Below are 13,915 nucleotides of genomic sequence, written 5' to 3' on the forward strand. Positions count from 1 at the left end.
CCAGCCAAATCAGGTGCTTAAGCGCGAAGTTTTCTGGATCCCCGCCTTCGCGGGGATGACGATGGAAATGGCGTGGAAACCAGATTCAGTCACACAGCGGCTAAACTTAGCGCCTATGGGATCAAGTCCGGGCATGACGCAAACGGAAAGCTTCCAGGGTTTTTGGACACAGCATGGCTGTGCTCACAGGGTCGCTTCGGGTATGAGCAAAATCCCGCCGGACGCTCGATGCACCAGGGAGCCCCGGCTGTCCGGCGGGTGCGTCAGCGGGCTTCCCGCTCGGCCAGCCAGGCGATGGCGCTTTCCACCAGCGCCGGATCCATGGCGTTCACCTCGATTCCCCGGCCGATCCCCGCCAGCAGCGTGATGGTCAGGCGCCCGCCGAGATGTTCGCGGAACTCCTCCAGCCCGGCCAGCACCAGCGGCCGTCCGGCGGCGTCGCGGCGCGCCAGCGCCGGGTGCCACAGGCGGAAGCCCAGATGCTCCAGCAGGACCGCGACGCGCAGGTCCTCCCCCTCCGGCAGCAGGCCGGCCAGCACCGAATAGCGGGTGTCGAGCGCGATCCCGATGGCCACCGCCTCGCCGTGGCGCAGATGGTTGCGGCTCAGCGTCTCCAGCTTGTGGGCGGACCAGTGGCCGAAGTCCAGCGGGCGGGCGCTGCCCTGCTCGAACGGGTCGCCGCCCTCGGCGATCTGGCGCATGTGAAGCTCGGCGCAGCGGCGGATCGAATAGCCCACCGCGTCCGGCTCGAACAGGGTCAGCGCGTCGGCTGACCGCTCCAGCCATTCGAAGAAGGCGCCGTCGCGGATCAGCGCGACCTTCACCGCTTCCGCCATGCCGGCGACGCGGTCGCGCTCCGGCAGGCTGTCGAGGAAGGCGGCGTCGTTGACCACCGCCCAGGGCGGGGCGAAGGTGCCGATCTGGTTCTTGGCGCCGTTCAGGTTGATGGCGCTCTTCACGCCCACGCCGGAATCGTTCTGCGCCAGCACGGTGGTCGGCATCCGCACCAGCCGCACGCCGCGATGCGCGGTGGACGCGGCCAGCCCGACCGCGTCGAGGAAGGCGCCGCCGCCCACCGCCAGCACATAGGAATGCCGGTCGATGCCGTGCCCCAGAATGGCGTCGTGCATGCGGCCGATCAGCGTCGGGTCGTTCTTCACCGCCTCCCCACCGGGTAGAAGCTGCGGCGGCGCCACCAGCACCGGCAGGTCGCTTCGGGCGGCGAAATGGGCGGCGATGTCGTCGGCCAGATCCGGGTGCCCGGCGAGCACGCCCGCGTCCACGAAGGCGAGGCAGCGCGGGCGCGGGTCCGCCCCAGCCGTCCCCATGGCGTCGGCCAGGGTCGGGTTGCCGGGATCGAAGGCGTGCCGCGTGAAGGCGACCGCGTATTCGAAGGACACCGTGAAGCGCTGGCGGTGGATGTGGGTCCGAACGTCCGGGCAGGGCGGGTGGTGCATGAGGCCGGCCTTGGGTTTTGGGGGGTCTTCCGCACAAAGAAGCGATTTTCGCCGCAGAAGCGTACAGATGTATCCACAGAGGCGCAATGGATCTGTTCAATGGAAAATTTCTCTGATATCCGAATAACAACAAAAGTTGCCGCAGCATCCATATGCACTCATTGTTGATTTCATGACGAATACGAGAGCATGACTTCCATATAGGCCGAATTATCGTTATCGAAGCCGATAATTACGGGACCATGCCGGGCTTTGCACGATTCTTTTTGTGGGTTACTTGGGCTTTCGCGCCGCGCTCTGCGCACTGAAAGGGGGAGATCCGGATGTCGTATCTGACTGGACCGCGACTGAATTTCACGGGCAAATTCATCGCCGATGTTTCGACGGTCAACAATTACCCGAACAATTACGAGCGGAAACGCTACACCGCCGAAGACTACGCGGACTGGAACATCGGCTACTGGAACCCCTACGGCACGGGCGTGTGGCGGCTGACGGACTGCGTGGTGACCAACGCCGTCAACGCGGACGGCAGCAGCGCGGCCGGCGACCCCGTCCTCGGCATGGCGGTGACCGACGCCGACGACCAGCCGCCCGCCAAGCTGGTCGATCTGGACACCGAACAGCAGTCGGTCTCGGCCATCTGGGGCATGATCTTGCGGCTGGCCAGCCGTGACGGCAAGGAGGCGGTTCGCGGCAACTTCGCCGTCGCGTCCTTCACCGATCTGTGGACGCGGACGCTGGCGCAGGACCCGACGCTGGAGCATCCGCTGCACAGTCCGAGCCTGATGGGAGCCTGCTGGCAGTCGGTGCTGACCGATCTGGCCTGGGGCGACGTCGGCCCGTCGCCGTTCCTGGCGTCGCTGCGCGAGGCCGCCGAAAAGACCGGGCTGCTGTCGATCAAGTTCAACGTGGTCGGCTACAACGGCGGCTACGACATCGGCAGCGACGGCACGCGCTACCTGCCGAACCCGCCGGACTTCACGACCGGCCTGATCACCGGCACCATCGGCATCGCGACCGCCGACGAGCCGCGCTTCTTCACGCTCGGCCGCAAGCTCCAGCCGACCCAGTCGAACTCCACCTTCAACTACGCCACCGCCGTGGTGAACGAGGCGCGCAAGTCGCTGTCCATCGACCTCGGCAACTCCATCGCGTTCCAGACTTGGCGCGGGGCCATCGTCGGGGACACGCTCCAGGTCGGCTATTTCGAGAGCCCGCCGGTCTTCCGGACGCTGGGCGAGGTCAAGCCCGACAACGCGTGGTACGAGCGCACGGCGGGCATCTGCGAATTCGCCCTGACCGACGCGCAGCTCGCCGCCATCGCGTCCAGCCCGCTGGCCGTCTACGACCCGGCGGTCAAGACCGTGCTGGCGCAGGAACCCCCCGACGGCAAGATGGTGCGCGCGGACCAGTTCGTCTTCCGCATGAGCCCCGGCGAGACGGCGCCGGTGACGCTGTGGGCGACCCGGTTCGGCAAGCCGCTGGCCGGGGCCGCGGTCGCGTCCACCTACGATACCAGCGGCCTGACGCCGGGTGCCGGCGGGGTGCCGGCCGTCGGCACGCCGGAAAGCGCGTTGCAGTTCCCCTCGACCGTCACAACCGACGCGGCGGGCAAGGCCACCCTGACCCTGACCGCGCAGGATCCGGGCGAGCCGCGCAAGGCCGACGACATCGACGGGCAGGTCTACGGCGTGCGCCCGGCGCTGGCGGACGCCACCGCCACCAGCTACCACAACGCGTCGGATTTCGTCAGCGTGCTGGTGTGGAGCGGCTACGACGTTCCCGAGGAGCCGACCTGGGAAGCCGACATCAAGCCGATCCTCACGCAATACGCCAACCTCTACCCGGTGATGCTGCCGGTGCTCGACATGGGCGACTACGACAGCGTGTGCAAGCACCTGTACGCGCTCCAGTTCGCCATGTCGCTGCCGGAGGAGAACCCGAACTACATGCCGGCGGTGCGCGACCTGTCGCCGGCCAAGAAGACGGCGATCCTCAAATGGGCCACCAACCCCGTGCGGGGCGAGCCCACCGAGCCCGCGCCGAAAGCCAAGAAGGAATCGCCTGCGCTGGCGGCCGTCACGTCGGCCCTGCACTGGTAACGGGCCGCCCCTTCACCCCCACCATCCGGTCGATGGAGACCAGACATGACGACTGATACCCTGCTGGCCTTGGCGCCGACGGTCCCGGTGGCCGGCGCCAAGGCCGCCGACCTGCGCAAGCGCGGTCCCTCCCTTTATGTGAAAACGGCCCCGCTGAAGACGCTGGACGACGTGCGCAACGCGCTCCAGCTCGCCGTCGAGGTGGAGCACGCCACCCTGCCGGTCTATCTCCAGGCCGCCTACTCGCTCGACGAATCGAAGAACGGCATGATCGCCGGGATGATCGTCGGCGTGGCCATGCAGGAGATGGGACACTTCTGCCAGGCGGCCAACATCCTGGTCGCCATCGGCGGAAAGCCGTCCATCGCCGACCCGAAGTTCGTGCCGAAATACCCCGGCGGCCTGCCCGGGAACATCGGCACGCAGCCCGGCCAGCCGGAGTTCGTGGTGCATCTGAGGCCCTTCTCGAAGGATCAGGTCGAGAACTGCTTCATGATCATCGAGGAACCGGCCACCCCCATCGACGTCGAGGACGCCGCTCCGAAGGCGGCCCCGTCCGACCTTCGCGAAAACCACCGCACCATCGGCGAGTTCTACGAGGACATCGCGAAGACCCTGACCGCGCTCGGCGACGGGGTGTTCTCGCACACCGCCAAGGGGCAGGTCGTCGGCATGCTGGGCGTGACGCCGATCCTGTGCCTCGACGACGCGCTGGCCGCGATCGCGCGCATCATCCGCGAGGGGGAGGGCACCCCGTCCACGCCGGAGGAATCCGACGGCACGATGGCCCACTACTACACCTTCTACGAAATCTACAAAGGCCGCAAAATCGAGAAGGGACCCGACGGCTGGGTCTTCACGGACCAGGAGGTCCCCTTCGACCCGACCGGCGTGCAGGCCATCATCGACGATCCGGATCAGGCGGACTACCCGTCCGGTTCCGCCGCGGCGGTGCAGTCGCAGGCCTTCAACACCTACTACTCGAACCTGCTGAAGGCGCTCGACCAAAGCTTCAACGGCAACCCGGACAAGATCAACGACGCCATCGGCCTGATGTTCGACCTGAAGATCCAGGCCAAGCAGCTGATGGCGATCCCGATGCCGGGTCAGCCGGGCAAGTTCGCGGCGCCGACCTGGCAGTACATCCCCTGATGGCCGTTCACGGCGCGTCGTCCGGTCCGCCCCCCCCCCCCCCCCCCCCCGTGCCGGCGCTCTCCGGCATCAGCCGCACATGCCGCCGCAGCAGGAGCCGTTCCGGCGCGCCATCAGGCGGTCGAAGGGGATGCTCAGCACGCCGGCCGGCGGAACCACGCCCTGCATGAGGTCGAGCACGTCGTCCAGCGTCGCGTTCGGCGGGCAGTCCGTCACCTCGCAGACCAGCGCGCCGTTCTCCGCCGGTCCGAGCCGGTCGGACGCATCCGCACCCTGAATCCGGCCGGTCCGCTCGATCCGGATCCGGTGGCTGGTCGTGGCGGACGCGGCCTGTTCCGGCCTGGAAATGCGGACACGCCACACCTCCGGCCCCTGCTCCAGATACTCCCACGCGAAGGAATCGGCGAAGAGCGCCCGCAGCTGGTGGTGCAAGGGGCGCGGGTCGTGGTCGTTGACCAGGGTGAAGGCATCGCCGGGCGCCAGCCCCTGCACCGCCTCGATGATGACCTGATGGCGCAGGTAGGGCGGGATGGACTGAACGTCGATGTTCGGCGTGTTCTGGGCGGACGGCATGGCGGGAGGAGTCTCCGTAATCAGGGATCGAAAGGGCGGGGGTTACCGGTAGGCGCCCGCCAGGGCCATGTCCTGGTCCGGCGGCAGCACGGCGTCGATGGCGGCGAGCAGCGTGGTCTCCTCCTTCTGGATGTGCAGGACGAGACCCTCGCTCAACTGGCGGCTGAAATGCTGGAAGAGGGGCCAGCTTTCCTCGTCGAAGCCCCCGTCGGCGTCGTTGCGAAGAACCAGCGTGCACAGGCGCGCGAAGCGCCGGGCGACCGGGCGCAGGGCCTCGTGGTCGGCCGCCAGATCCGTGGTCAGTTCGTAGGCGCCCGCGGCGGCGATCGCTGGGAAGAGCGCGTCCTCCTCCAGCGCGAAATGCCGTTCCAGATCCTCGCCGAATTCCTTGGCCAGGGCGGCCAGAAGGGCGCGGTCCGCCGCCGATGCGACGGGAACCGCGCCATCGTCCGTCCGGCCCTCCAGCCACGCATCCAGGCAGGCGTCCAGGGCGTTCAGCAGGTCGATGACGCGGTGATGATCCTCGTGCAGAAGCTGGCCGGTCCGGCTGTCGGTGTGCATGGGGCGTCTCGGTTGTGGCGAGACGGAAAGTTGACCAAATCGGTCGGACTATCCTTGACGGCGGTCAAGCGGCCACGGGAAGCCACCGTCGCGCTGATCCGTTCCCCCAAACCCCCGATCGGAAACCCCGCCGGTCAGCGGAACCAGGCATCGGTCACGCCGGTGACGCCGACCACCGTGACCGTGCTCTTGTCCGACAGCGTGAAGACCGTGTTGTTGCCGACCGTCCGGGCGCCCGCCTTCAGGTCGGCGACGGTGATGCCCGGAACGGCGAAGCCCAGCAGGTCGTCGTCCGGGTTGAACCCGAACACCCAGTCGTTGCCGCCGCCAAGCGTGAAGCCGAACACGTCCGTCCCCGCCCCGCCGATCAGCCAGTCGTCGCCCTCGCCGCCCCACAGCGCGTCGTCGCCGGCCCCGCCGAACAGCGTGTCGTTGCCAGCGCCGCCGAACAGCGTGTCGTTTCCGTCGCCACCATCGGCCAGATCACCGTCGGCGCCGCCGTCGATCAGGTCGTTGCCCGCCCCGCCGAGGAGGGAATCGGCGCCGGCCCCGCCGAGCAGGGTGTCCGCCCCGTCGTCGCCGGTCAGCAGGTCCGCGCCATCCATGCCGAACAGCAGGTCGTTGCCGGTGCCGCCGATGGCGGTGTCGTTGCCGTCCTCGCCGAGCAGGGTGTCGTTGCCGCCGTCGCCGCTGATCAGGTCGTCGCCCGTTCCGCCGCCGGCCACGTCGTTGTCGGCGCCGCCCAGCAGCGTGTCGTTGTCCGCCCCGCCGTTGAGCGTGTCGTTGCCGTCGTCGCCGGCCAGCAGGTCGCGCCCGGTGGTGCTGGCGATCACGTCGTCGCCGCCGCCTCCGCGCGTGGTGTCGTCGTCGGGGCCGAGGTTCACGACCTGCGCGTCATCATCGCCGATGGTCAGGCTGCTGCCCTCCCCGCCGGTGAAGGTGCCCTTGCCGACGATCGCCAGGAAATCGACGTTGTTCAGCACGACCGAGCCGCCGGGGTTGCCGCGCATGTTGAGGATCAGCGCCTCGCGCGGCGCATCGGCGCTGGAGGATCCGGTGATGGTGACCGGCCCCGTGCCCGTCGGCGTCAGCGTCCGCACGGTCATCTGGCTGTTGGTGCCGGCCCCGGCCGCGAAGCCGCGCAGCGTGTCCCGGATCGCCGTCCCCCGGTCGTCGGGCAGAAGGGTCGCCAGCATGCCGTCGAAGACGGTGGCGAGGCGCCCGCCGTCCACCGTGGACTGCGGCCCGAAGGCGGTGATGCGGCCACCCGACGAGACGTTCGCCTGGAGCAGCGGCGCGTTCCCGCCGCCCCGCATCAGCGCGACCGTCACGCCGTCCCGGTCGTCCGCCGGCACGTCCTGGTCCATGGCGGTTTCGACGAAGGGCACATCGACCCCGGCGGGGGTCGTGCCCTGGCGGTTGCGGACCGCCACGCCGTCCACCTGCGTGTCGCCGAGCGGCAGCAGGCCGCCGCCGTCGCCGGCATCGTCGTTCAGGATCGTGCCGACCGCCGAGGCCGTGGCGAGGGTCGCCCCCACCGGGTTGGCGAGGGTGACCGCGAAGGCCTCGTCCGGCTCCGGGATGCCGTCGCCGGCGACGGCGACGGTGATGGTCCGCACGCCCTCCCCGGCGGCGAAGCGGACCGTTCCGGTGGGCAGCGCCCCCCCGAAGTCCGCCGCGTCGGCGGGGTTGCTGCCCGACCCGGTCACAGCGTAGTCCACCGAGCACGCCTTCTCAATGTCGCCCGTGCGCGTCACCGTGAAGGTGAGCCGGGTGGTACCGTCCCTCCCTTCGGTTTTGGCGGCGTCGGCTGCGGCGATGGAAAGGCTGGCGTCGTCGTTCCGGATCAAGCCGGTGATGGACGGGCCCGATGCTCCCAGCCTGATTTCGAAGTCTTCGTCCTGTTCGACCGCGCTGTCGCCGGAGATGCCGATCGTGAGCGTCTTCCTGGACTCCAACGGAGCGAAATCGATCGTGCCGCTGGGCAGGATTCCGCCGAAATCGGCGGCATCGACGGGGCTGCCGTGGCCGCCGACAACCGCGTACGGCACGGAGGAGGCCCGGGTGACGTCCCCCGTGCGGCTCACGACGAAGGTGAAGGGCACCACGCCCCCATCACCCTCCACCACCAGGAATTCGGCGCTGCTGATCCCGTACGACGGTGGCTTCCCGAACTCCTCGATGCCGAAGGGGTCCAGCGAACCGATCTGGAGGGCTTCCACGTTCCGAAGCGTGTCGATGCCGGCGCCGGTGTCGACACGCCACGATCCGTCGTTCTGCAAGGCCACCGACAGCGGAACCGACGGCAGCACCAGCATGTCGTAGCCGAGGCCGCCGTCGATCACATTGTCGCCGGCCCCGCCGTCCAGCCAGTCGCAGCCCTTGCCACCCAGCAGCGTGTCGTTGCCGTTTCCACCCTCCAGCGTGTCCGACGCGGCAACGATGTCGTCGCCGGAGTCTGCGGAGAGGACGTCGTCGCCGTCGTTGCCGACCAGCCGGTTGTTGGCCTGGTTGCCGGTCAGCGTGTCGTTGCCGGCGCCGCCGATGGCGTTCTCGATCAGCGACGCGGCGTTGCCGTCGTACAGATACGCGTTGGCCAAGTTGCCGACGGCGCGGATCGGGGCGCCGGGGTTCCCCCCGTCCGGATTTCCTTCACCCAGCTGCGCGCGCTGGCCCCGGAAATCGGACCAGCCGCCGGGCCGCAGGTCGAGCACCAGATCGGTGGCGTAGTTCGACAGGTCGTAGGTGTCGGTGCCGCCGCCGTCCCAGACCGTCTGGAAGACGACCGCGGTTTCCGGATCGAAGCGGTAGGTCGTGTCGCCGGCGTTGGTCGACCAGTTCGCGCCGTACAGATGCTGGATGGCCGCGATGTCGTTCATCATCGGCGCGGCCGGGTAGCTCCCCGGACCGTTCGTGTAGCCGCTGCCCTCAGCGTCCGCCCCCGGATAGGACCGGTAGCTCATCACCGAGACCTCAAGGGAATCGGCGGCCGGGTCGGCGGTGGGGAAGCCGTTGAGGGCGTCGTGCGGATGCTTCAGGCCGAGCGCGTGCCCAAGCTCGTGGATCAGGGACTGGTAGCCATAGCTGCCTGCGGCCCAGGCATTCTGGTCGACATCGTCGGCGACGGCGCTGCCGAGCTGGATGTCGCCGGCTTCGGGCTTGTCGGACGGGAAATCGACGACCTGCGCGGTGGACGCGAGGCCCGGATACCAGTAGAGCCGGAGGTCCCCGCGAAAGGAGTCGGGCGCCTCGGTGAAGGTGACGTTCGCGACGCCGCTCCAGGCGTTCAGGGCGGACCGGACGGCCGCCTGATCCTGCGTGTCCAGGGGCTTGAAGGCGGAATCGACGACAAAGTCCTCGGGCGACGTGTAGTCGGACAGGTCGTCGACCGTGGTGGGGAAGCTGTAGGTCAGCGTGGTGGTGTCCCACTTCGTGCCGTACAGCTCCGTGTCGATGGCCGGAACGCCGGTCGGCGTCCCGGGGATGGGAACGCCCTTCGCCCCGCCCGGCCGCGGCGTGTCGTCGTCCCGGATGGTGCCGGTCGCGCTGGCGGTGTCCAGCACCGCTCCGGTCGGGTCGGAAAGCGTGACGGTGAAGGTCTCGTCCGCTTCGGCCAGACCATCGCCGGACGCGTTGACCGTGATGGTCGCGAACGTCTCGCCGGCGGCGAAATGGATTGTCCCGGAAGGCAGCGTCCCCCCGAAATCGGCCGCGTCGGCGGCGTTCGCGCCCGATCCGGCCACCGTGTATCTCACCGTGGATTCGACGGTGATGTTGCCCGATCGGGTCACGGTGAAGGCAAGGGCGGTGTCGCCGCTATTGCCTTCCAGCCTCGCGGCGCCGGAGGCGGCGATGGAGAGGATCGGCTGCGCGTTGATGTCTTCGATGCGGATGGGGGCCATGTCCCCGATCGCGAGGAATTCGACGCTAAAAACCCTGTCGATGCCGTCGCCGGTGTCGATCACCCAGGACCCGTCGTCCTGCTGCTCCGCCGACACGGGCGCCCTGTCCAGCATCAGCATGTCGACACCGCCACCGCCATCGATGAGGTTGGCGCCGCTGCCGCCGCTCAGGCGGTCCGCGCCGTCGCCGCCCTGCAGGATGTCGTCGCCGTCGTTGCCGATGAGGTGGTTGTCGGCCTGGTTACCGAGCAGCGTGTCGTTGCCGGATCCGCCCGTGGCGTTCTCGATCAGCGAGTCGGTGTTGCCCTCGAAGAGATAGGCGTTGGCGATGTTGACCGTGGTGTGGATCGCGTCGGTGGGATTGCCATGTTCGTCCCAATCCGCCGGCCGAAGCTCCGCGAACTGGCCGCCGAAGCTGGACCAGCCGCCGGGGTCCAGGTTGATGAACAGGTCGGTGGTGTAGGCCGACAGGTCGTAGGTGTCGATGCCACCGCCGTCCCAGATGGCGTCGAACACCACCGGGGCGTCGGGGTCGAAGCGGTAGGTCGTGTCGCCGTCGTTGGTGGACCAGTTCGCGCCGTACAGGTGCTGGATGGCCGCGATGTCGTTCAGCATCGGGCCGGCCGGATAGCTTCCGGGCGCGATGACGTAGCCGCCGTCGGGGTCCGCCGCCGCGTAGGACCGGTAGCTCATCACCGAGAGCTCGACGGAATCCTGGTTCGGGTCGGCGGCGGGAAAGCCGTTCTCGGCCTCGTGCGGATGCTTCAGGCCGAGGGCGTGCCCGATCTCGTGCACGATGGTCATGTAGGAATAGTCGCCGGGGATCCAGGCCTCGTCCTGGTCCTCGGGCACGCCGTCGCCGATCTGGATGTCGCCGGCGTCCGGCTGCTCTCCGGCCAGATCGAAGGCACGGGCGGTCGGGTTCCCCGGATCCCGGTACCAGTAGACACGGATGTCCCCAAGGTCGGGTGCGGGCGCGAGGGTGAAGGTGATGTCGGCGACGCCGCTCCAGCGATCGAAGGCGGATTGGACGACGGCTTGCTCCTCCGCCGTCAGCGGCGTGAAGACGTCGGGGTCCACGACGTTGTCGGCCGGATAGTCGGACAGGTCGCCGATCACCCCGGGAAAGCTGTAGGTCAGCGTGGCCGTCGCCCACCTCACCCCGGTCAATTCGGTGTCGATCGCCGCGTCGCCGGTGAGCGTGTCGTCGATGGTGATGCCCGCTGCCATGTCCTCGTTCCCCCGCGCTTCTCCGATGCGCCGGATGGGCCTGCGTCCTCGGCCCCCCGTCCGGATCTTTCCCCCACCATGCCGCGACTCAGCCGATCCCATTCTCCCAGGGCAATATTCTGACGCCGCGACATTGCGATTAATACGAATGCAATCGGTTCAATTCAACCCATAGTTCGTGGCGAAGGACATATATGTCCTAATGGCTGCCGTCTTGCGTCAAAGCGGCGAACGCCCCTGCCGGCCCAAACGAAAAGGCCCCGCCGAATTGGCGGGGCCTTGTGCCGGGGAGCCGGGCGCGATGACGGCGCCAGACTGCCTTGAGATGCTCGCGGGGCGGGCGGCGGAAAACGTCGCGGTACCGTCCGGAAGGGTCGCAAGGGCGGCGTCTTGCGCCGCGACCGGGTGGAATCAGGCGCCGATCCGCTTCATGTAGTCGGGATCGGCCACCGCGCAGGCGGCGCAGAGGATGATCTGCTGGTTGCAGGCCAGCAGCCGGGTCGAACCGGCCGCCGTGTCCGGTTCCATGACGAAATGGACGCCCTGCTTCACCTGCAGCAGGCGGCACAGCCAGGGCGCCAGCCCGGCGGGGAGGAAGCTGGTGAAGGTGCGCTCGAACGGAAGCGGGATCTCTTGGGGCGTCATCGGGCGTCTCTCCGGCTATAGGTCGAGGGTCGTCTGATCCCTTCAAGAATGGCACCGCCGCGCCCCGAAGGCGAGATGATCCCAATGGGACTTCTGGGCGGGACTTCCGGGCAGGGCTTTCGGGCGGGGTGACCCTCGCGGCCCGGATGGAACGGCGGAACGGGAAAAAGGAGACCGCACCGCCGCTCCACGCACGAACCGATATGGGATCTCCCCAAATGACGGCCGCGACACCAAAGGAAAGGCCGGATTTCGGTGAGACTCAGGCCAATTTTCGAATAGGAGACCATACCGAATATTGAAATGATCCGAAGAATTTTGCCTTGCGGTTGCCGTGTGAAAGACCGACCTTTCCATAGTCCGCGCGGTGCACCACATTTCCAGTGCTCGGGTGCGCTGTGTCGGCATCTTCCCACCCGCCGTTCATCTCTGTCGAACGGGCTTCTCAACGGTGGGCAATGAAGAACAATCGGAGGGTTATGACATGGCACAACAACGACCGGACGACATGCCGGGTGGCGAGGCTGAATCGGCCGCCTCCCTTGCCAAGCGCATGAGCGAAGCGACACGGTCCGGCACACAGACCGAAGCGGAGGCGCTTCGCGACGGCGGACAGGTGATCGGACGCACCCTGCAGGAAAGCGCCCAGGCGGCACAGCGGAGCATGGAAGCGGGTGGGCAGACCGCTCGCCGCAGCCTGGAAAGCGTCGGGCAAGGGGCGCAGCACCTCGCGGAGGCGGGCGCCGACCAGTTCGAACGGCTGGGCGACATGATGGCCGACACGCTGCGCGACGCGGCCGAAAGCGCGCGCCTGATGGTGAGCTTCTCGACCTTCACCAACGAAGGGCTGCGCGGCATGCAGCAGGCGGCGAGCAGCCTGCTGGAACGCATCGTCCAGACCAACATCCGGGCCATGCAGGAGCTGGTGCAGCAGGCCAACATGGGCGGCATGGCGTCCTGGCAGCAACGCTTCATCCGCGAGTATCTGCAGGCGATGACCCAGGGCAGCGCCGAGATGGTCCGGGCGGCGCAGCAGCTGGCGAACGAGGCGGTGCGCCCGCTGGAACAGGCCCAGGCGAGCGAGGCCGAGCGCGGACGGCGCCGCCGCCCGCAGCGCGCCCCCAGAATCGGGGAGGTGATGACGCGCGAGGTCCGGAAGGTGCGCCCGGACGCCACCGTTCAGGAAGCCGCACAGCTGATGAGCCGCGAGAACACCGGGGTGTTGCCGGTGGCCGACAACGGCCGGGTGCTCGGCGTCATCACCGACCGGGACATCGCCATCCGGCTGGTCGGCGGCGCCAAGGATCCGGCCAAGACGCGCGTCCGCGACATCATGTCCGACGAGGTGGAGTACTGCTACGAGGACGAGGAGATCGAGCACGTTGCCGAACTCATGGCCGAACAGCAGCTCCGTCGCCTTCCGGTGATGGACCGCCGCCAGCATCTGGTCGGCATCGTCTCCATCGGCGATCTGGCCGAGCGGCAGTCGCCTGAAACCGCCGGGCAGACCCTGGCGGGCATCGCGCGCGACACCGGCCAGCATTCGCAGCGCCTTCGGGCTCGCCGGAGGTAGGCACTTACTGGCGCGGCGACGGTCCGTCGCGCCAGCGCTCTTTCCCGCCCCTTCCCGGTCAGGTCCCCGAACGCATGGAAAGGGACCGATAAAAAGGCCCCAATAGAAAGGGGTATGTGGCCGATACGATACAAGAAAAGCTTGCTCACCCTCCTTACCCGAAATCGAACCGGCGCAGGGTGGCGCATGCCATTACCATGCGTCCACCGGTACGAAAGGGGGAGGGACAAACATGCAAGCAAAGGACCGTCGGATCGGCATGACGGCTGCTTTGATGCTTCTCTTCATCGCGGCCGTTGCTTTTGCTCTCATTCTTTTATCGCATCGAAACACGGGCAATTCCGATCACGCCGGCGTGCTTTCCGGAACGTCACGCCCGTTGTTGCTTCCGCTGGTTCCCAAATGGTGACGGGGAACTATGACTTTTGATGAGGGACGCGCCAATCGTCGGCCCTTTGATCTGTTGCGCATACCAACATTTCGCGGTATGCAAATCACAGAAAAAACGCACGGATGAGCCCGCCAAGGGCCACGGCAAAGGACCACGGGGGAGGACGCCATGATCCAGAGAGACGTTCGGCTCAGCCCGACCTAGCGCACTTCCCTGAGCGGTCCGGCCCGAGTGGCCCGGCTCGCCGCCGACGGCCGGGCGGGCACACCCCCGCTCCGCGCGCTTTTCGACCCGATTTCCTGCGGCATCCCCAACCCGCAGCAGCC

Annotated in this window: 9 protein-coding genes; 4 read left to right on the forward strand and 5 right to left on the reverse strand. The window is 67.9% G+C overall.

Annotated features, from left to right (window positions below):
* Nucleotides 1-263 precede the first annotated feature (263 nt).
* Nucleotides 264-1,457: a 3-dehydroquinate synthase gene (locus ACSVC7_RS12350; RefSeq protein ID WP_448205833.1), complete on the reverse strand. Its 1,194-nt coding sequence runs from the start codon at nucleotides 1,455-1,457 to the stop codon at nucleotides 264-266.
* 323 nt (nucleotides 1,458-1,780) lie between these two features.
* Here ACSVC7_RS12350 and ACSVC7_RS12355 point away from each other — a divergent pair, with 323 nt between their 5' ends.
* The gene (locus ACSVC7_RS12355; protein WP_448205834.1) at nucleotides 1,781-3,562 is read left to right on the forward strand and encodes a hypothetical protein; all 1,782 of its coding nucleotides are present in this window, start codon (nucleotides 1,781-1,783) and stop codon (nucleotides 3,560-3,562) included.
* Nucleotides 3,563-3,607: 45 nt separating this feature from the next.
* Entirely contained in the window at nucleotides 3,608-4,714 is a 1,107-nt protein-coding gene (locus ACSVC7_RS12360) for a ferritin-like domain-containing protein (protein WP_448205835.1), read from the forward strand.
* Nucleotides 4,715-4,783: 69 nt separating this feature from the next.
* Here the strand turns inward: ACSVC7_RS12360 and ACSVC7_RS12365 are convergent, their stop codons facing one another.
* The 4 genes from ACSVC7_RS12365 to ACSVC7_RS12380 all read right to left on the reverse strand — a co-directional run bounded on the left by ACSVC7_RS12365 (nucleotide 4,784) and on the right by ACSVC7_RS12380 (nucleotide 11,625).
* The gene (locus tag ACSVC7_RS12365; protein ID WP_448205836.1) at nucleotides 4,784-5,287 is read right to left on the reverse strand and encodes a DUF2249 domain-containing protein; all 504 of its coding nucleotides are present in this window, start codon (nucleotides 5,285-5,287) and stop codon (nucleotides 4,784-4,786) included.
* Nucleotides 5,288-5,329: 42 nt separating this feature from the next.
* On the reverse strand, nucleotides 5,330-5,848 hold the full coding sequence (locus ACSVC7_RS12370; protein ID WP_448205837.1) for a hemerythrin domain-containing protein: 519 nt from the start codon (nucleotides 5,846-5,848) through the stop codon (nucleotides 5,330-5,332).
* A gap of 134 nt (nucleotides 5,849-5,982) precedes the next feature.
* Entirely contained in the window at nucleotides 5,983-10,980 is a 4,998-nt protein-coding gene (locus ACSVC7_RS12375; protein ID WP_483508331.1) for a Calx-beta domain-containing protein, read from the reverse strand.
* Nucleotides 10,981-11,391: 411 nt separating this feature from the next.
* Nucleotides 11,392-11,625: a hypothetical protein gene (locus tag ACSVC7_RS12380; protein WP_448205839.1), complete on the reverse strand. Its 234-nt coding sequence runs from the start codon at nucleotides 11,623-11,625 to the stop codon at nucleotides 11,392-11,394.
* Nucleotides 11,626-12,109: 484 nt separating this feature from the next.
* On the opposite strand from ACSVC7_RS12380, the gene ACSVC7_RS12385 reads away from it, so the two are divergent.
* Nucleotides 12,110-13,198: a CBS domain-containing protein gene (locus ACSVC7_RS12385; RefSeq protein WP_448205840.1), complete on the forward strand. Its 1,089-nt coding sequence runs from the start codon at nucleotides 12,110-12,112 to the stop codon at nucleotides 13,196-13,198.
* Nucleotides 13,199-13,430: 232 nt separating this feature from the next.
* Nucleotides 13,431-13,607 (forward strand): hypothetical protein, encoded by a 177-nt coding sequence (locus ACSVC7_RS12390; RefSeq protein WP_448205841.1) that lies wholly within the window; start codon nucleotides 13,431-13,433, stop codon nucleotides 13,605-13,607.
* Nucleotides 13,608-13,915: the final 308 nt, after the last annotated feature.

The sequence above is a fragment of the Azospirillum mesophilum genome, assembly GCF_053470405.2.

Bases quoted from the DNA above. Each gene is read 5' to 3' on its own strand.
- ACSVC7_RS12380 (WP_448205839.1), bottom strand. From the start codon at position 11,625: ATGACGCCCCAAGAGATCCCGCTTCCGTTCGAGCGCACCTTCACCAGC.
- ACSVC7_RS12375 (WP_483508331.1), bottom strand. From the start codon at position 10,980: ATGGCAGCGGGCATCACCATCGACGACACGCTCACCGGCGACGCGGCG.
- ACSVC7_RS12355 (WP_448205834.1), top strand. From the start codon at position 1,781: ATGTCGTATCTGACTGGACCGCGACTGAATTTCACGGGCAAATTCATC.
- ACSVC7_RS12385 (WP_448205840.1), top strand. From the start codon at position 12,110: ATGGCACAACAACGACCGGACGACATGCCGGGTGGCGAGGCTGAATCG.
- ACSVC7_RS12390 (WP_448205841.1), top strand. From the start codon at position 13,431: ATGCAAGCAAAGGACCGTCGGATCGGCATGACGGCTGCTTTGATGCTT.
- ACSVC7_RS12365 (WP_448205836.1), bottom strand. From the start codon at position 5,287: ATGCCGTCCGCCCAGAACACGCCGAACATCGACGTTCAGTCCATCCCG.
- ACSVC7_RS12370 (WP_448205837.1), bottom strand. From the start codon at position 5,848: ATGCACACCGACAGCCGGACCGGCCAGCTTCTGCACGAGGATCATCAC.
- ACSVC7_RS12360 (WP_448205835.1), top strand. From the start codon at position 3,608: ATGACGACTGATACCCTGCTGGCCTTGGCGCCGACGGTCCCGGTGGCC.
- ACSVC7_RS12350 (WP_448205833.1), bottom strand. From the start codon at position 1,457: ATGCACCACCCGCCCTGCCCGGACGTTCGGACCCACATCCACCGCCAG.